Origin of the sequence: Prevotellamassilia timonensis (genome assembly GCF_021531665.1) — a bacterium.
Lineage (GTDB): Bacteria > Bacteroidota > Bacteroidia > Bacteroidales > Bacteroidaceae > Alloprevotella.
Window position 1 is genome coordinate 33,189 of record NZ_JADYUH010000010.1, and the last position, 19,890, is coordinate 53,078.

Annotated in this window: 14 protein-coding genes and 1 tRNA gene; 11 read left to right on the plus strand and 4 right to left on the minus strand. The window is 49.1% G+C overall.

All coding sequences use genetic code 11. The features are described 5' to 3' along the window. The first annotated feature begins 106 nt into the window (after positions 1-106). From I6E40_RS03600 to I6E40_RS03650, 11 genes are all read left to right on the plus strand, one after another. A complete protein-coding gene (locus I6E40_RS03600) occupies positions 107-943 on the plus strand; it encodes a BRO family protein (protein ID WP_235385540.1) in 837 nt (278 codons plus the stop codon). Positions 944-1,441: 498 nt separating this feature from the next. Then, positions 1,442-2,629, plus strand: a complete 1,188-nt coding sequence (gene spt / locus I6E40_RS03605; protein WP_235385541.1) for a serine palmitoyltransferase — start codon at positions 1,442-1,444, stop codon at positions 2,627-2,629. A gap of 478 nt (positions 2,630-3,107) precedes the next feature. Further along, positions 3,108-5,066, plus strand: a complete 1,959-nt coding sequence (gene rho, locus I6E40_RS03610; protein ID WP_262910839.1) for a transcription termination factor Rho — start codon at positions 3,108-3,110, stop codon at positions 5,064-5,066. Between the two features lie 357 nt (positions 5,067-5,423). Beyond that, positions 5,424-6,401, plus strand: a complete 978-nt coding sequence (locus I6E40_RS03615) for an ROK family protein (protein WP_235385542.1) — start codon at positions 5,424-5,426, stop codon at positions 6,399-6,401. Between the two features lie 235 nt (positions 6,402-6,636). Continuing rightward, entirely contained in the window at positions 6,637-7,764 is a 1,128-nt protein-coding gene (gene dnaN, locus I6E40_RS03620; protein WP_235385543.1) for a DNA polymerase III subunit beta, read from the plus strand. 146 nt (positions 7,765-7,910) lie between these two features. Further along, positions 7,911-8,672 carry a 3'-5' exonuclease gene (locus I6E40_RS03625; protein ID WP_235385544.1) on the plus strand — a complete coding sequence of 254 codons (762 nt, stop codon included), beginning with the start codon at positions 7,911-7,913 and terminating at the stop codon, positions 8,670-8,672. Positions 8,673-9,108: 436 nt separating this feature from the next. Next, complete coding sequence (gene coaBC, locus I6E40_RS03630) at positions 9,109-10,332, plus strand: bifunctional phosphopantothenoylcysteine decarboxylase/phosphopantothenate--cysteine ligase CoaBC (protein ID WP_235385545.1); 1,224 nt, start codon at positions 9,109-9,111, stop codon at positions 10,330-10,332. After that, entirely contained in the window at positions 10,326-11,234 is a 909-nt protein-coding gene (locus tag I6E40_RS03635) for a DUF4835 family protein (RefSeq protein WP_235385546.1), read from the plus strand. The genes coaBC and I6E40_RS03635 overlap by 7 nt, the downstream gene beginning before the upstream one ends. A 92-nt stretch (positions 11,235-11,326) precedes the next feature. After that, a complete protein-coding gene (gene recN / locus I6E40_RS03640) occupies positions 11,327-12,988 on the plus strand; it encodes a DNA repair protein RecN (RefSeq protein WP_235385547.1) in 1,662 nt (553 codons plus the stop codon). Between the two features lie 24 nt (positions 12,989-13,012). Beyond that, complete coding sequence (locus I6E40_RS03645; RefSeq protein ID WP_235385548.1) at positions 13,013-14,728, plus strand: tetratricopeptide repeat protein; 1,716 nt, start codon at positions 13,013-13,015, stop codon at positions 14,726-14,728. Between the two features lie 534 nt (positions 14,729-15,262). Beyond that, positions 15,263-17,524 (plus strand): putative porin, encoded by a 2,262-nt coding sequence (locus I6E40_RS03650; protein WP_235385549.1) that lies wholly within the window; start codon positions 15,263-15,265, stop codon positions 17,522-17,524. Between the two features lie 117 nt (positions 17,525-17,641). Here I6E40_RS03650 and I6E40_RS03655 read toward each other — a convergent pair. The 4 genes from I6E40_RS03655 to I6E40_RS03670 all read right to left on the minus strand — a co-directional run. Continuing rightward, positions 17,642-17,714, minus strand: a tRNA-Thr gene (locus I6E40_RS03655). A gap of 157 nt (positions 17,715-17,871) precedes the next feature. Further along, on the minus strand, positions 17,872-18,450 hold the full coding sequence (locus I6E40_RS03660) for an OmpH family outer membrane protein (protein ID WP_235385550.1): 579 nt from the start codon (positions 18,448-18,450) through the stop codon (positions 17,872-17,874). A gap of 98 nt (positions 18,451-18,548) precedes the next feature. Next, positions 18,549-18,737, minus strand: a complete 189-nt coding sequence (locus tag I6E40_RS03665) for a hypothetical protein (RefSeq protein WP_235385551.1) — start codon at positions 18,735-18,737, stop codon at positions 18,549-18,551. Positions 18,738-19,246: 509 nt separating this feature from the next. Further along, positions 19,247-19,890 (minus strand): hypothetical protein (locus I6E40_RS03670; protein ID WP_235385552.1); only part of this gene is annotated, 644 nt, incomplete at its 5' end.

Genomic DNA, 19,890 nt, shown 5'->3' on the forward strand with positions numbered 1-19,890 from the left:
GCAGTTTAGTGTGCGACACCGACGGACTGCTGGACGAAATAATGAAGTAAGCGTATAGTATTTGCAAATACGTTTGCAAATTCTTACTACAAAACATAAAATACTTATGACAAAGAAACAAGAGATAAAGATATTTGAAGACAAGAAGGTACGCACAGTGTGGGACTCCGAGACTGAACAGTGGTACTTCTGTGTTGTGGATGTAGTAGAGGTTCTTACCGATAGTAAGAATCCGACGGACTATATAAAAAAGATGAAGAAACGTGATCCATCCCTTGCTGAAGGGTGGGGACAAATTGTCTCCCCCCTTTCTTTACAGACCGCTGGAGGAAAGCAACGTGTCAACTGCGCCACACAACAGGGACTTTTCCGCATCATCCAGTCCATCCCTTCGCATAAGGCTGAGCCATTCAAGATATGGATGGCACAGGTTGCATCGCAACGTCTCGACCAGATGCAGGATCCTGAACTCTCCATCGAACAAGCTATTGCCGACTATAAGCGTTTGGGGTATAGCGACAAATGGATAAACAGTCGGGTGAAAGGCATTGAGGTACGCAAGGAACTGACAGACGAATGGGAACGAGCCGGTGTGAAGCAAGGACAACAGTACGCTTCACTGACCGACATCATTACACGTGAATGGAGCGGCATGACCACACGTCAGTACAAGCAACACAAGGGATTGAAGAAAGAGAATCTTCGAGACAACATGACCAACGTGGAACTTGCTCTCAATATGTTGGCAGAGGCTTCGACTACAGAAATATCCAAGCAGAAAAATCCTCGTGGATTTGCTGAGAGTGCCAAGATTGCCAAAGAAGGAGGCAGTGTGGCAAAAGCTGCACGAAAGCAGTTGGAAAGCAAGACAGGCAAGTCGGCTATCTCGTCAGCAAAGGCAAGCGACTATCTGTTGCCACCAACCGACAATGAGGGGGAATAGGAATTATGACACAACGATACGATACATATAAGGATAGTGGGGTGCAATGGCTCGGGGAATTTCTGGGGCCTTGGGGATGAGGAGAGCAAAATATCTATTAAATTTAGTAATCCTCAAATAATAACCTGTCTCGTCTTTGAAAATCTTTTCGGTCCATATTTCCTCCCTCATCAGTCACATAGCTACGGCTATGCTCCTTCTTCGGGTGAAAATCTGACCTCAAAAATCTAATTCAAATCTGACGCAACTTATTATTTTCATATTACTTAGCGGACAGCAATCATCTTCAAATTTGACCGCCGACTGCATTCTTTTGCACTCCTTGTTCCACATTATTCAATAGTTTACAGAACACCCCTTAACATATTTCTTTTAAAACCCGCACACTTTTGAGGGAAATGTGTATCTTTGCAGCCGCAACAAAGAGTTTTGCCCCGTCTTCAATAGATAAACTCTTAAAACGGAGCGGGCAGCACCATCAAGTTAAACAACTAAAATATGGGCATTTTACAAGAAAGATTGGCCAAGTATACCCTGCCTCAGGAATATCAAGCAAAAGGTGTTTATCCTTATTTCCGCGCCATTGAAGGCAAGCAGGGCACTGAGGTCGAAATGGGAGGACATCACGTTCTCATGTTCGGTTCTAACGCCTACACCGGACTTCCCGGAGACGAACGCATCATTGAAGCAGGCATCAAAGCCATGAAGAAATATGGGTCCGGATGCGCCGGCTCACGCTTCCTCAACGGCACACTTGACCTCCACCTTCAACTCGAAAAAGAATTGGCGGCATTCGTCGGAAAAGAAGACGCTCTCTGCTATTCCACAGGTTTCACCGTGAACTCAGGTGTGATTTCCTGCCTCACGGGAAGAGAGGACTACATCATCTGCGATGACCGCGACCACGCCTCCATCGTGGACGGAAGAAGACTTTCATTCTCCACCTGCTTGAAATATAAGCACAACGACATGGCAGACTTGGAACGCCAACTGCAGAAATGTGCTCCGGAAGCGGTGAAACTGATTGTCGTGGACGGGGTCTTCTCCATGGAAGGCGACCTCGCCAACCTCCCGGAAATCGTGAGACTGAAACACAAATACAATGCGACCATCATGGTGGATGAGGCTCACGGCGTCGGCGTCTTCGGACGACAGGGCAGGGGAGTCTGCGACCATTTCGGACTGACGGAAGAGGTGGACCTCATCATGGGAACGTTCAGCAAGTCTCTCGCCTCCATCGGTGGATTCATTGCTGCCGACGAAAGCATCATCAACTGGTTGCGCCACAATTCCCGCACCTACATTTTCTCCGCTTCCAACACTCCGGCAGCCACCGCTTGTGCGCTGGAGGCGCTTCACATCATTCAGGAAGAACCGGAACGAATTGAAGCGTTGTGGGAAGTGACACGCTATGCGTTGAAGCGTTTCCGTGAAGAGGGCTTTGAAATCGGTGACACGGAATCTCCCATCATCCCGCTCTATGTGCGTGACACGGAAAAAACTTTCATCGCCACCGCAAGAGCCTTCGACGAAGGTGTCTTCATCAATCCGGTCATCCCGCCGGCTTGTGCTCCGCAAGACACACTGGTGCGAGTGGCACTCATGGCAACTCACACGAAAGAACAAGTGGACCGTGCCGTGGCATCGCTGGCAAAGGTGTTCCGCGAATTGGGAATCATTGCTTGAGTTTCCTTCCCCTCCAACCAAAAAGAGTTGCCTCGCAGAAGAAAAATTTGCGTGGCAACTCTTTTTTTGTAAAATTATTTTTGCGCAAAAGTGTTTTTTGCTACTTTTGCGCTTGCTATCACGGGCGTTCTCAAAAACGCAGTTTCATCGATGGCATTGTCCCTGCAGAAAATGATGTGATTCATCTTTTTTTCGTAAAGGACTTTTGACGGGGTGTTTGTTTCCTTGTGGAATCCCCAAATTCGTCAACGGCGAATCTCCGCTCTTTTTCAACTTTATTTGGTGCGGACATTCCCAATGTAGATTTTCCTTCCTCTTTTTCTCATGTTCTTGTTTTCCAACAGTGCTCATGCTGGGTTTGACAAGATTGCATCAATGCAGTTTGCATGTTCGCCACACGTGAAGGTGTGCCGCCGGCAAGGAACTTCAGTGTGAGCATGAAAAAAAGACAGAGAAGAGGAGAATAGCAATGAAAAATATGTCTAAAAACAATTCTGACAACACGGAACATGTGTTCAGCAAAGAACAGCTCCAATCCATGAAGCCTGAGAATCTTCATGCGGTGGCTGCAGCACTGGACTTAAACTCAAACGACTTTGAAGACGAAACGGCTTTGATCTATGCCATTCTTGACAAACAAGCCGACTTCCTGAAGAATCAAGTTGAAAAACAAAATTCTGCAAGCAAGGAAGAGCCGGCACCGGTGGTCAAAAGAAAAAGAGGGCGTCCCTCAAAGGCTGAAATCGCAGCACGAGAGGCTGCCGCCAAAAAACTCGCGGAAGAATCGTTGGATTTCACCGGAGAAGTCGAAACCGGCATCAACACTGCTGATGCAGAACAACCAACAACGGGTGACACCAAGGTGGCTGACGAGACAGCCAATGGCGTTGCGAACACAAGCGGTAGCAATGCAATCCTCGACATGGACGAGGTGAGAAAAACGTTGGAAAATGCGTCAGTGGAAATCCCGAAAGAAATCGTTGCAGCAGATAACGAAAACACTGTGGAAGTCCCTTCCGCAAAACCAATCATCTCTGCCAATCCCAACAACGAGGAAGATTTGGTGATTGTCAAAGACGTCGTACCCATCTTCCAAGGAATGGAAATTCAGGAAACGGAATCCAAAGAAGAAGAATTTGTCCTGCCCGAAGAAGACGACTACATGTCACAGAAACCCAAATTCCGTCGCTTCAGAGATGACCCGGAGATGAACCCGCAGAAGGCGGTTGTGACGGAGAAAGTGACACCCCAACCTGCACCCCAACCTGCACCCCAACCTGCACCTCAGCCCGTGAAGCCTCAGGTGACGCTCACTCCCGAGGACTATCTGATTACCGGGCGCGGCGTGCTGGAAATTGTGCAAGAAGGATATGGTTTCCTCCGCTCCTCAGACTATAATTATCTCGCTTCTCCTGATGACATTTATGTGGCACCGGCACAGATTCGCCAGTATGGTTTGAAGCAAGGAGACGTGGTGGAAGGTGTGGTGAAGATTCCTCGCGAAGATGACAAGTTCTATGTTCTCCACACCTTAGATCGAATCAACGGACAACTTCCCTTCGAAGTCAGAGACCGCATCGCTTTTGAGCATTTGACACCGCTTTTCCCTGAAGAGAAATTCAATCTCTGCAACGGAAAAGACGACAGTGTTTCATGCAGAGTCGTGGACCTCTTCACTCCCATCGGCAAAGGACAACGTGCGCTCATCGTGGCACAGCCCAAGACGGGTAAGACCCTGCTGATGAAAGACATTGCCAACGCCATCGCACGCAACCACCCGAACACCTATCTCATGATGCTCCTCATCGACGAGCGTCCCGAGGAAGTCACCGACATGATGCGTACCGTGAAGGCAGAAGTGATTGCTTCCACCTTTGACGAACCTGCCGCGCGCCACGTCAAAATCGCAGATATGGTGCTTCACAAAGCCAAACGCATGGTGGAATGCGGACACGATGTGGTCATTTTCTTGGATTCCATCACTCGTCTGGCACGAGCCTACAACACCGTCGCACCCACCTCGGGCAAAATCCTCACCGGTGGTGTGGATGCCAACGCACTTCAAAAGCCAAAACGTTTCTTCGGTGCTGCCAGAAACATTGAGGGAGGTGGCTCACTCACCATCATTGCCACCGCGCTCATTGACACCGGCTCCAAAATGGACGAAGTCATCTTTGAAGAGTTCAAAGGTACGGGCAACATGGAACTCCAACTCGAACGCAGTCTCTCCAACAAACGAATCTTCCCCGCAGTCAACCTCACCGCATCTTCCACACGAAGAGACGATTTGCTGCATGACGACGTCACACTGAAGAGAATGTGGGTGCTTCGAAACTACATCGCCGAGATGAACCCCGTCGAAGCCATGACCGAAATGAAGAAGCGCATCGAAAACACCAAAGACAACACCGAATTTCTCCTTTCCATGAACGGATAAATGAGGCATACCGGGCTGCAAAGCCTGCATGACAAACAAAAAATGAATCCGGAATGAATTGTTTTGAAAAGATTCATTTCCGGATTCATTGCTTTTCACTATTTTTGCCACATTCTGTGACGAAAACAAAGTCGCAAATCGTGAGTAACATCACATCACCTGCCCCGAACTAAACCTTAAGTAATCCTCAAAAAATAACCTGCATCATCTTTGAAAATCTTTTCGGTCCATATTTCCTCCCTCATCAGTCACATAGCTACGACTATGCTCCTTCTTCGGGTGAAAATCTGACCTCGAAAATGTCATTCAAATCTGACGCAACTTATTATTTTCATATTACTAAAAACGAAAAATATCATGGAAATCGAAACTGAAAAAAGCTTAGTAATCGGCTTAGACATGGGAGAAACCAATTCCGTGTTTGGCATTGTGGACCAGAGAGGTAACATCAAATCTCAGACTGTCATCAGCTCCACAGCCTATCCTGATTTTGATGACTACGTCAAGGCTTCCGTGGACGCTCTGCAACCCGCCTTAGACGCAGTGGGAGGCATCGGAAACGTGAGAGCCATGGGCATCGGCGCCCCGAACTCCAACTACTATAACGGCTGCATCGAAAACGCAGCCAACCTCGTTTGGCCCGGCATTGTTCCCGTGGCTGAAAAATTTCAAGAAGCACTCGGCATTCCCTGCCGCGTCACCAATGACGCCAATGCTGCCGCCATGGGTGAAATGACCTACGGCGTGGCTCGAGGCATGAAGAATTTCATCATGATTACACTCGGCACCGGTGTCGGCTCCGGCATTGTTTGTGACGGCAAGATTGTCTATGGCAGTGACGGATTCGCCGGCGAACTCGGACACGTCATCGTGGACAGAGGTGAGTCTGCCCGTGCTTGCGGCTGTGGCAGAAAGGGATGTCTGGAGACCTACACCTCCGCCACCGGTGTGGCTCGCACTGCTCGTGAAATTCTGCAAAAGAACACCGCAGACAGTTTGCTGCGCGAACTCGACCCGGAGAAAATCACTTCCTTCGACGTGTTCCAAGCAGCCGAAAAAGGCGATGCCCTGGCATTGGAAATCTTTGACTTCACCGGCACCGTGCTGGGACGCGCTTGTGCAGACTTCACAGCCTTCAACTCCCCTGAAGCATTCGTCTTCTTCGGCGGACTGACCAAAGCCGGTGACTACCTCATGAAGCCTCTTCGCAAAGCCTTTGACGAGAACGTGCTGAGAAACTACAGAGGTAAGGTGAAACTCCTCATCTCTTCTCTCAACGGTTCTGAAGCCGCCGTGCTCGGTGCGAGCGCGCTGGGCTGGGAAGAAAGCCTCTGATTCAGTCTCGGATTTTCCATTTTTCAACACGAAATCTCTTTTTCTCAGCAATGCCCGTTTTCAAGCGGGCATTGCTTTTGCTGTGCTTATGAGCGGTTGCCAAATAAAGGTGTTTAAACACAAAGAAAAGAGAGAAAACAAACATCGCTCTTTCCGCATTTATTTGTAATTTTGCGCCGTATGTGAATACCCTCTAATACAAGAATAAAACAAATACTAAAAATACATCACACTTATGAGATTCGTAATTCCAAGTTCGCTTCTGTCTGCACACCTGCAAACCATCGGACGTGTCATCGTTCAAAAGAACACGCTTCCCATCTTGGACTGCTTCAAGTTTGAAACCTCCGGTCTTCAATTGACCATCACTGCTTCCGACAGTGACTCTACCATGGTCACCGTTTTGCCCATGGAAGAATGTGATGCCGACATCAGCTTTGCAGTGAACGCCAAGACCTTGCAGGATGCCATCAAAGAACTTCCCGAACAACCCCTTGAGTTCTACGTGCACGGCGAAACGCTTGAGGTGACCATCTGCTACCAGAACGGGCAATATAAAATCATGGGGCAGGACGCACTTGACTATCCTGTGCCTGCTGAAAACGATGAGGAAACTGTCAAACTCACCGTGCCTGCCGAACAATTGCTCTCAGGACTGAGCCGTGCCATGGTGGCAGCTGCCAACGATGTGTTGCGCCCGCAACTCAACACGGTTTGCTTTGACTTGAAAGGAAACGACCTCTCTTTGGTTTCCAGCAATGGAAATCAGTTGGCTTTGACCACCATCAAGGGTGTCAACACGGAAGGAAAAGAAGGCACTTTCTTGCTCGCCACACGCATCGCAGGGCTCCTGCGCGGCATGCTCGCTAAACAAAATGAAGATGTGACCTTTGAACTGGGAAGTCGCGGAGCTGTTTTCTCTACCAGCGAATACCGTCTGACCTGCCGACTGATTGAAGGACGCTATCCGAACTATCGCAGCGTGATTCCTCACGACAACTCCAATGTGGTCAAGGTTGATCGTGCCGGATTCATCAGCATGCTTCGTCGCATCCTCGTCTTTGCAAATCCCGGCATCGTGCTCGTCAAACTCGCGCTGCAACAAGGCTCTCTCCAAGTGTCCACTCAATATGTGGACTTCGGACGCTCTGCTGAAGAAACCATGTTGTGTGATTACACCGGAAACCCGATGCACATAGCCTTCAAAGGAAACACTTTGCTTGACCTCGTGCAACACATTGACGGAGACGAACTGAGCCTCAGCCTCTCTGACCCGAGCAGAGCCGGAGTCATCATGCCCGTTGAGCAAAAGGAGGGAGAAGAAGTGCTGATGCTTCTCATGCCTTCTGTATTTAACGGATAAACGTTCTTGACGGAAGCATAGAACTTCTGTTTGAAGCATAGGGCCTTCCAGACTGAAACATGGAATGTTCCTGTGTGAAACGTAGTCTTTCTTTCTATATTTCCTTCCTTTAAAACATACTCTTCATTCGTCAAAAGGTTGTTCCCATGAAACTTGAAAAACCTCTTTTGTTCTTTGACATTGAAGCCACCGGTTTGAACGTGGCTTCTGACAGAATTGTGGAACTCTCCTACATCGTTGTCCATCCGGACGGCAGAGAGGAGGTGACAACGGAACGTTTCAATCCGGGCATTCCCATCTCCGCGGAAGCTTCTGCAGTCAATGGCATCAAAGACGAAGACGTGAAAGACTGTCCTCGCTTCAAAGAAAGAGCCAAGGAATTGGCTGACTTGTTTGCCCAATGTGACATCGCCGGATTCAACTCCGACCGCTTTGATGTGCCCATGTTGGTGGAGGAGTTCATTCGTGCCGGAGTGGACTTCAATCCCGAAGCATGCAGATTCATTGATGTCATGGGAATCTATCACAAGATGGAGAAGCGTGACCTTTCTGCCGCTTGCAAGTTCTACCTCGGAAGAGACCTCAAAGATGCCCACACCGCGGAGGCTGACACAATCGCCACAAAGGACATCTTTTTTGCCCAACTCGAACGCTACAAAGACACCCTGAAAGAAGACGTGGACTTCCTCGCTTCTTTCTCACGACGACAAAACAACGTGGACCTTGCCGGAAGAATCGTGAGAGATGAGCAGGGGAACGAGGTGATTAACTTCGGAAAACACAAAGGGCGCAAAGTGGTTGACGTGCTTCGAAGTGAGCCGAGTTACTTCTCTTGGATCATGCGCGGAGATTTCGCACAGAACACCAAACAGGCTTTCATGCGCATCAAACTGAGAGAAGGCATTTAGTAATCCTCAAAAAATCACCTGCATCATCTTTGAAAATCTTTCCGGTCCATATTTCCTCCCTCATCAGTCATATAACTACGGCTATTCTCTTTCTTCGGGTGAAAATCTGACCTCGAAAATGTCATTCAAATCTGACGCAACTTATTATTTTCATATTACTTAGTGGTGTGTGTTTCACTCACCTAATATATACTTAAGGGGTGTTCTATAAATTACGGGATAAGGAAGGTTCAAAAGAAAGTGCTTACGTTTTGGTTGCTTTTCGTTTCTTAGCGCGCCCTTTTGTAAGTTTCGTCAGTCGCATAGCCCGCTATGCTCCTTCCTCAACTGACAAAAGTTCATCTCTAAGAAATCAAAAATCAACTCAACCTAATTTTTAGAACACCCCTTAAGAGTTCTCCCTTCATTCACTCACACCAAAATCTGCGGTTTCAGCGTGAAAAATAATTCCCTACAAGGCAAACACATTGTTTTAGGTATCACCGGCAGTATTGCCGCCTATAAAGCCTGCTCCCTCATTCGCCTCTTGGTGAAAGACGGAGCAGACGTGCAGGTGGTCATCACGCCTGCCGGAAAGGAATTCATCACTCCGGTCACACTCTCTGCGCTGACTCATCATCCCGTCATCTCCGAGTTCTTTTCCGGAAGAGATGGCAGCTGGCATAGTCACGTGGATCTCGGGCTCTGGGCAGACGCCATGCTGATTGCTCCCGCCACCGCATCTTCCATTGGGAAAATGGCACACGGCATTGCGGACAACATGCTCATCACGACCTATCTTTCCATGAAGGCTCCGGTGTTCATTGCTCCTGCCATGGACTTGGACATGTTCCGACATCCTGCGACCACCCAAAACCTTGAAACACTGAAGTCACGTGGAAACATCATCCTCGAGCCGGCTTCGGGCGAACTTGCCAGCGGTCTGGTCGGAAAAGGAAGGATGGACGAGCCGGAAAACATTCACCGCGCACTCGCCCTTTTCTTTGAAACCAAAGAGAAGAAAAGCCTCAAAGGAAAGAAAGTTTTGATTACGGCTGGTCCGACCTACGAAAAGTTGGATGCTGTTCGCTTCATCGGTAATTTCTCTTCCGGAAAGATGGGCTATGCTTTGGCAGAGGTTTGTGCGGAACGAGGCGCTACGGTGGAACTGGTCAGCGGACCGGTGTCGCTGAAAGCACAGCATCCCTCCATTCACGTCACTTCCGTCGTTTCTGCCGCAGAGATGTTTGAAGCCTCCGCCCGTTTGTTTGAGGATTCAGACGCCGCCATCCTTTGTGCCGCCGTGGCAGACTTCACCCCCGAAACCTGTGCAGACCACAAAATCAAACGCGAAGGGAGTGGGGGAATGACGCTGCAACTCGTGCCAACCAAGGACATTGCGGCTGAACTCGGAAAACGAAAGAAAAACTCCCAACTCCTGGTGGGCTTTGCACTGGAAACAGACCACGAGTTGCAAAATGCCGAAGGCAAATTGGAACGCAAAAATCTCGACATGATTGCGCTCAACTCTCTGCGAGACAAAGGCGCCGGCTTCGGAACGGACACCAACAAGGTGACGCTCATTGAACGAAACGGAGAAACCACCTCGCTGCCGCTTCTTTCCAAACGTGAAACGGCGGAAGCCATCATTGATAGAATGTCAAATTTACTTCCATGCTGAGAAAACTGTTTTTGACCACTCTGCTCCTCGCTTTCTTCAGTGTCTTTGTTTCAGAGGCACAGGAGTTGGACGCCCGAGTGAACATCAATCACTCGCAGGTGCAGGGAACGAGTACTTCCGTCTTTGAGAACTTGAAAACCACCTTGGAACAGTTTCTCAACGAGCGCAGTTGGACGGACATGCAATTCAAGAATGGAGAACGCATCAACTGTAATTTCAACATCACGGTGAACAAATATTCTCCTGCCGAGAACTCTTTTGACGCCACGCTGTTGGTGCAGGGAACGCGACCCGTCTATGGCTCCAACTATACCACCACCTTCTTTTCCTTCAACGACACGCGCTTCACTTTCAACTTTCAGGAATATGACCAGATTGAGTTCCGCACCGACCAAATCGAAAACAATTTGACAGCGGTGCTGGCATACTACGTCTATCTTCTCATTGGCATGGACATGGATGCCATGGCGGAACTCGGCGGGACGGAATACCTGCAAATCGCACAGACCATCGTCAACAACGCCCAGAGTTTGCAGGCAAAAGGGTGGAAAGCGTTTGAAGATTCCAAAAACCGTTATTCCATCATCACCGACATGCTTGACGGAGGCATGGAACCCTTCCGAAAAATGCAGTATGTCTATCACCGACAAGGCTTAGACGTCATGGCTGAAAACGTCGAGAGAGGACGCGCCGGAATCACTGCAGCCATGGAACTGCTGAAAGAAGCCAACACCAACAAATCAATGAGCATGCTGCCGCAAATCTTCACGGAGTATAAGCGGGACGAACTTGTCAACATCTACAAAGGACACGGCACGTCCAAAGAGAAAGAAGACGTGGCAAACGTGCTCGGAAAAATCAATGCTTCACAGAACTCCTACTGGAGACAAATCAAACAATAGAAAAATGTGTCGGAAAGCCTCGCCTTGCTTGCAGAAAGCAGTCAGCAGGTCTTCCGGCATTTTCTGCAAACACACCATTCCCCCAAAAACTCATGCTGAAACATCTCTCCATATCGCACTACGCTCTCATTGATGAATTGGAGACTGACTGGTCTCCGGGCTTCTCCGTCATCACGGGTGAAACGGGTGCGGGAAAGAGCATCATCCTCGGAGCCATTGGGCTCATGATGGGCGGGCGTGCCGACGCTCGCACCATTCGCGACGGCCACAAAAAATGTGTCGTGGAAGGCATCTTCGTGCCGACTCATCCAATGCTCCGCAGCGTACTGGAGGCTCACGACGTAGATTTCGACGAGAGTGAATGTATCGTGCGCCGCGAGGTCAGCCTCAACGGAAAGAGTCGCGCTTTCGTCAATGACACCCCCGTTGCCGTGGGCGTGCTCAAGGAGATTGCTCCGCTCTTGATTGACGTGCATTCCCAGCACCAAAATCTTCTTCTGCGCGGCGAACAGTTCCTGATTGACACGCTCGACAGTTTTGGAGAACTCTCCGGTGATTTAGATAAATACACCTTATTATATAAGGAGTGGAAGAACGCTTCCGCTCGTCTTCGCCAGCTCACTCAGGAGGCTGAGGAAGCAGAGCGCGAGAAAGATTTGCTCACCTTCAATTTGGAGAAACTCGAAGAGTTGGCATGGGAAGAGGGCGAACAAGAAAGTCTGGAGCAAGAGCAAGAAGTGCTCTCCCACGCAGAAGAAATCAAGCAGTCGCTCTTAGAAGCCACCGCTTGCATCCAGTCCGATGAAACCGACGTGCTCCACCTCCTTCGCAGAGCCGCTGAGGCTGTGAACCGAATCGCAGCCCACCTGCCGGGAGTGGAGGAGGAAGCAAAAAGACTTGAAGAGGCGCGCATTGAAATCGATGACATCCAAAACAGTCTGCTGCTCCACGCCGACAAAGTGGAGTTCAATCCCGCTCGGCTCGACTTCGTACAGGAGCGACTCAATGCGGTCTATCAGCTTGAACAAAAACACCATGTTTCTACTGACGCCGATTTGCTCGCCTTGGGACGCGAATGGAAAGAGAAACTGGACCAGATGGAAACAGCCGGCGACGAAATTGAAAAACTCTCTCGCCAGATTCAAGCACAGCAGCAGCGACTCACCGAAGAAGCAGCCACGCTTTCGAAAAAACGAAAACTGGCTGCCAAAGGACTCACTGACAAACTGGCGGAACTGCTCCACACGCTCGGTATGCCGCATGTCAGCCTGGACTTCCGAATCGAACCTTCCGAGTTGTTGCGTGAAAACGGAGCGGACAAGATTTCGCTTTGGTTTTCTGCCAACAAAGACATTCCTCTGCGCGAAGTCGGAGAGATAGCCTCCGGTGGTGAAATTGCACGTGTGATGCTGGCTTTGAAATCCATTCTGAGCAAGAGCGGCAGAATGCCGTGCATCGTCTTTGACGAAATCGACACCGGCGTCTCAGGTAAGATGGCGGGAAGCATGGCGGAAGTCATGAAACTCACTTCGGAACATTGCCAAGTCATTTGCATCACTCATCTTCCTCAAATCGCCGCAGCAGGCGCACACCACTATAAAGTCTTCAAGTCGGAGGACGAAACGGGAACACACAGCCACATCTCTCTGCTCTCGGAAGAAGAGCGCGTTCACGAAATTGCCACCATCCTCTCCGGCGCGGAACTCTCTGAAGCCGCCCTTGAAAACGCAAGAACACTCCTCAGACATAACTGATTTCCATTCACATCACATTTGACAATGAAACACACTTCAAAATATCTCCTTCTCGCTCTTTCCTTCCTTTTCTCCGTCGCCACTGTTTCGGCACAAGTGAAACTGAAAGACGCACTCAAAGCGGTTGTGCAGGTGAAAGCCTTCGACGCAGCCAACCAACTCATCGCCTCGGGCAACGGCTTCTATGTTTCCGACAAAGGTGACGTCGTTTGTGCCTATCAAGTGCTTGCCAAAGCCGACAGAGCGGAGGTGACCGACATGAAAGGAAAAACTTTTGCACTTGCACGAATCCTTGGTGCTGACAGTTCCAACGATTTGATTCGCTTCTCAACCGCCGCCACTTCCTCCACACCGTTCTTCCGTCTTTGCGATGCGCCTGTGAGCCAAGGTTCTGCGCTCCAAATTGTTCGCTTCTCCAAGGACAAAAAGCAAAAGCCGGAGGCTGTCACCGTCACTGCCGACGCGCCTTATAACCTCTATAAATACTATGACCTTTCCGTGGCCAACGAAGACCGGAACATGATGTGTCCCCTGTTGGATGAAGAGGGGACGTTGGTGGCAATGACGCAAAAGAACATGAAGAAGGACGCCACGACAGCCTGTGCCATCGATGCTCGTTTCATTCAATCTCTCACGATGTCTTCCACCGCCGCCATTCAGTCCGACTTGCGTGCTTTGGCTCTTCCCAAGGCACTCCCCGAGGGAATGAAGGAGGCTTCAACCTTCCTTTATCTCATGAACAAAGCGGACACGGTGAATTGTTTGCTGGCTTATGATGACTTCGTTGCAGCCTATCCTTCTGCCCCCGATGCCTTTGTCAGTCGTGCCAACTATTTCGCTTCGATTGGTCGCTTCCAAGATTGTGAGAAAGACTATGCCGCTGCCTTCCGTGCTGCGGAAACCGCTGCCGACACTTTGATGCAGCCCGACGCCGTGCACTATGCGCTGAGCGATTTGATTTATCGCACCATCATTCTCCAGACTGACAGCATCCCGGTCTTTGAAGGCTGGACCATGGAGCGAGCACTGGACGAGGCAGGTAAAGCCTACGCGCTGAAACCCTTCACGCTCTACAACTATCAGAAAGCCAACTGTTTGTTTGCCTTGCGTCGCTACGAAGATGCCTATCTCGGCTTCCGCGCCGTTTTGTCGGACTCGAACTTTGTCTCCCCCGAGGTCTATATGTCTGCCATTCGTTCTTTGGAACGGGCACGCAAGAATGACCCGGAGATTCTCGTGCTTTGCGACAGTATGATTCAGAGTCTCCCGCAGCCCGTCACGACAAAATCTGCTCCCTACTATCTTGAGCGCGCCCGACGCTATCTCGCCGCAGAGAAATTCCGTGAGGCGGTGTTTGACTATAATGAATACGAAAAGATTATTGGTCCCCGCAATCTCAACGAAAAGTTCTACTATCTCCGTCATCAGGCTGAGGTGAAGGCGAAGATGTATCAGCAGGCTTTGGACGACATCCGCACGGCTGTTGCCATCGCGCCGCTCCCCTTGGCATACAGGCTCCAAGAGGCTTTGCTCCTGCTGAGGGTAGGGGAGTTCGCCGATGCTGAAAAGGCTGCCAAAGAATTGTTGAAAGACCTGCCCGAAAATCCTGACTGTCACCGCATCATCGGACTTTGCGCCGGAGAACAGGGACGCAAGCAGGAGGCACTCCAACATCTCCGAAAGGCTCAGGAACTGGGCGACGAGAATGTGGAGGCTTATATTGAGAAATATAGTAAGTAGGGGCTATAAATTAGGTTTAGTAATATGAAAATAATAAGTTGTGTCAGATTTGAATGACATTTTCGAGGTCAGATTTTCACCCGAAGAAGGAGCATAGCTGTAGCTATGTGACTGATGAGGGAGGAAATATGGACCGAAAAGATTTTCAAAGATGATGCAGGTTATTTTTTGAGGATTACTTAAGGGGTGTTCTAAAAATTAGGTTGAGTTGATTTTTGATTTCTTAGAGATGAACTTTTGTCAGTTGAGGAAGGAGCATAGCGGGCTATGTGACTGACGAAACTTACAAAAGGGCGTGCTAAGAAATAAAAAGCGACCAAAACGTAAACACTTTCTTTTGAACATTCCTTATCCCGTAATTTATAGAACACCCCTAAATACGTGCGCACATTCTTTTGCTGCTTATTCCATAACTAATAAGGGGGGGGCTAAAAATTAGGTTGAAAACGTAAGCACTTTCTTTTGAACGTTCCTTATCCCGTAATTTATAGAATACCCCATAATATACACCCCGTAAATGATTTCACAAGGCACATGAAAAAAACACTTGCCCTTTCCCTATATCTCCTGCTCGCTTCGCTGACGCTGCCGCTCTTTGCTCAGATGAATCGAACGACCTCCACTTTGCCCATCGGAGGACAAAACCGAGAACACGGCTTCTCCACCGACAGTGTGGAGCGTACCAATGTGCCGGAGGGAATCTATGTTTGGACCGTGGACCCCTACTCGGGAAACACACTTCCTGCCGTCTTTGACACCATTCCTCACCTTTTCCCCAACGAGGCTTTCACATCCGGAAAAACCGGTCACTACAACTTCACGGGAAACCTTGGAGCACCCCGCGTCAGCCGCTTCTTCAACGAGCAAAACTTTGACTCCATGTGGGAACCCTTCCTCTTCAAGAAGCCCTATGACTATTTCCTCACCGCACCCTCCGACCTGCATTTCACCAACACTAAGTCGCCTTTTACGAACCTGACTTACCACGAATGCGGAAACAAAGAAAACGGAGAGGACAGACTTGGAGCATCCTTTGCTGTCAATGCGGGGAAAAAATTCGGAGCGGGTTTCAAGGCGGACTACATCTATGGCAGAGGTTACTACCAAGCGCAGTCCACAGCCCATTTCAATGGAAGCCTCTATGCTTCTTATGTGGATGACAACTACAAAATGCACCTCATCATCAACCACACTCAACTGAAAAACAGAGAAAACGGTGGTATTGAAAATGATGACTACGTCAATCGTCCGGAGTCTTACCCCACAAAATACGCCCCGGCAGACATGCCCGTCAATCTGGCGCGAGCCTGGAACAAGATGGAAGAAAACAGCGTTTTCCTTTCCAACCGCTACAGCCTTGGATTTCAACGCTGGAGAGATGGAAAGGGACGAGTCGTTCACAAAGACTCGGTGGCTGCCATCATCGCACGTCAGACACTGACTGCACGAAAGGACACGGCGGGCGTTGCAGCCGTAGGACTGAAAACATCAACCGCTGATTCTACGGCGAAAACCATGCGCCTGCCGCGAGGGGGCTTCCTGACAGAGAAAGAAAAAACGGATTCACTGAGCAAAGCCGCTGCCATTCCTGACTCCATGAAAATCCATTCGGAGTTTGTGCCCGTCACTTCTTTCGCCCACACGCTGCGTCTGCAAGATGACGCACGGCGCTTCATGTCGAACCAACGAAACAACGCGACAAATCCCGGCTTCTTCAAGGATTTCTATCTGCCGGGAGATTCCGCCTTTGACCGCACCGATCACCTGCTTCTGGAAAACACGCTACTTGTGGAACTCCATGAAGGCATGAACAAATGGATGAAATCGGGAATCCAACTCTTTGCACGTCACGCCTTCAACCGCTTTGTACTTCCCGAAGCCGACCGCATCAGCACAAAAGCCTACATTGAAAACTATTTCACCGTCGGGGCTCGCCTACTCAAGCAACAGGGAAGAACCTTCCGCTATCAACTCCTCGGAGAACTCAGAACCAGTGGAACGGACTGGGGAGAATTCAAAGTGGGCGGCGACGCCACGCTGTGCATACCGCTGAAAAAAGACAGTCTGAAATTCACGTTCCAAGGAGAAATCAAAAACGAACTTCCCTCCTTCTACTACCGTCACTACCATGGCAGAAATGCCTGGTGGGATAACGATGACTTGAAACACGAGCTCAAAACTGTGCTCGACGGGAAGTTGCAATACAAACAGACCTCGCTGAGCGTTCGACTCCAAAACATTCAGAACTACACCTACTTCGCCGAAGCACTCGAACCCTATCAAATGTCGGACGGTGTCACGAACTATCGTCACGGCGTCACTAGGCGTCAAGCCGCCAGCAACGTGCAGCTGCTCGGCATCACGCTCAATCACGACCAGCGATGGGGAATCTTCCACTGGGACAATGAGTTGACCTATCAAGCCACGACGAACAAGGAGGTCTATCCCGTGCCCACATTCAACCTCTACTCAAATCTCTATGTGCAGTTCCGAATCGCGAAAGTTTTGAAAACGGAACTCGGTGCCGACCTTGTTTTCTTCACCGCCTACCACGCGCCGACCTATTCGCCCATCATTGGGCAGTATGCCGTGCAGGATTTGAACCATGCGGAGAAGATAGGAAACTATCCCATGGTGAATGTCTATGCGAACTTCCACTTGAAGCGCACCCGCTTCTATCTGATGGCTTCGCACGTCAATTCCTCTCAAGGAAGCGGAAACCCGTTCCTCGTGCCGCACTATCCGATGAACCAAATGGTCATTCGACTCGGCATTTCCTGGAATTTCATCAATTAGTTTCCACACTGCGCCGGCGGCGCATCAAAATCATTCAAAAATAACAGGAGGTGAGCACCGTGTGGTGTTCACCTCCTGTTTCAAACTGTGACCTTTCGCCCGGTGGGCAGGTCGGAGAGCTGAAAGCCGGGCTCGAACCGGCGACCTATTCATTACGAATGAATTGCTCTACCAACTGAGCTATTTCAGCCGCTTGTCACGCCTTTTTCGCGTTTGCAAGCGCAAAAGTAAGGGTTTCATTTGAAACAAACAACAAATTCCGTTTTTTTCTTTTTGAAACCTCACGGCTTTTTCGTTTAAACAGGAATAAGCCATTTTCTGTGATTAGGTTTTGACAAGAGCGAACCTTATTTCTTCTTGTTGTAGCGTTTGTTCAACCCATCGATGACAGCCTTGGTGATGTCAAGCGATTTGTCGGCATAGAGGATGTTGTCGCCGCTCTTGCTGAGAATCATGGAGTAGCGTCCATCCTTGTTGAAGTCCTTGATGAAGGAAGCGAGGCTGTCGCGCAGCACCTTCTGATATTGCTCCGCAGCACTTGCCATTTCTCCTTCGATTTTCTCCTGAAATTGTTGGAGTTGTTGTTGCTGACGCTGGATTTTTTTCTGTTCGTTTTCAGCTTCAGACTGAGAAGAGAAAGTTCCTTTCTGCATTTTTTTCTGGAAAGAAGCGACAGCATTCTGAAGGCTGTTTGCTTTTGCATCAAGCTGGGAACGATAGCTCTGCTGTTTGGCTTGGAGTTCCTTCTGTCCATCAATGCAGTAGGTGTAGGCTGTGGCAAGGCTGTCAATTTCCACATAGGCGATGATGCCCTGAGACTTGGCTTCGGGCACTGCCTTTGGTTTGACATTTTCAGCCGGTTCTTTCTTGTTACAAGCCGTCACGGCAAGGAGAAGAAGAGAGAAAAGAAAGATTTTTTGTTTCATGACATATGATTTTTATTTGAATTAATAAGCTTTGATAATGAGTGATTTGGTTTGATGAGCGGAAGTGTTTCTTCAAGAGCGTGATGTTCTGTTTGGCTTCAGCGTTGCAGCGGACGACGTTTGCGAGCCTGAGCGTCTTGAGTGCGAGCGCAGGGGATTCCTTTCTTGCGCAAGGCTGGGTTGGAATCCGTGTGCATGTTGACGAAGTTGCGTCCGAAGAAGAGACGCACCGCCAAAAGTGCCACGGCAACACCGACCAACAAGAGGGAAAGAAGAAAAATTTTCACGTGCGAGAAAGAATGGTTGAGAGATTGTTGAAAAGGAGAGAAAAAGTGCTTTTCGGAAAAAGAAAAGAAAAACCGACAAAGTTTCTTTGACTTTCACGCCCGATGCACTAATTTCGCGGTGCGAAGATAATGCTTGTTAGGCAAACAATCTGCGAAGTCGGCAGTTTTTTTCGTTTTCTGAGCCGCCGACAACTCCTGACCGAGAATCTCAAAGCATTATCTTCTATAGGGGTGTTCTATAAATTAGGTTGAGTTGATTTTTGATTTCTTAGTGATGAACTTTTGTCAGTTGAGGAAGGAGCATAGCGGGCTATGTGACTGACGAAACTTACAAAAGGGCGCGCTAAGAAACGAAAAGCGACCAAAACGTAAGCACTTTCTTTTGAACGATCCTTTTCCCGTAATTTATAGAACACCCCTATACCTATATCTATACAATAGATACAACACAAAACTGAGAATGAGGGAAGAATGATGAAGAATCTATGAGAGTGAGCGGATTAATTGATTTAGTAATGTGTAAAATTTTTTGAATGCGTGTCTTGCGACTCTTCCGGATTCTCTGCACTCTGCGGAATCTGCGAAATCTGCGAGAAATTATTCTCTGCACTCTGCGAACTCTGCGCACTCTGCGAGAAATTCTTCTCTGAAATCTGCGAAATCTGCGAAATCTGCGAGAAATTTCTCTCTGCACTCTGCGGACACTGCGAACTCTGCGAGAACTCGTCCTCAGAAATCTGCGAAATCTGCGAAATCTGCGAGAAATTATTTTCTGCACTCTGCGCACTCTTCGAGAACTCGTTCTCCGCACTCTGCGGACACTGCGGACTCTGCGAGAAATTTTGCTCTGCACTCAGCGAACTCTGCGGACTCTGCGAGAACTCCTTCTCAGAACTTTGCGAACACTGCGCACTCTGCGAGAACTCTTTCTCTGAAATCTGCGGAATCTGTGAAATCTGCGAGAAACTATTCTCTGCACTCTGCGAGAACTTTTTCTCCACATTCTCCACCTCTGTTTCAGCGGGTTTCTCCAGTTTCTTCACTCCATAGAACATGCCCTGGGCGGTGCGCTTCTTGGGAATACCCATGCGGCGCAACTGACGACCTAAGCCCGTCATTTTCAAGCCCTGCAGGGCGCGGCGAGAGTCACGCT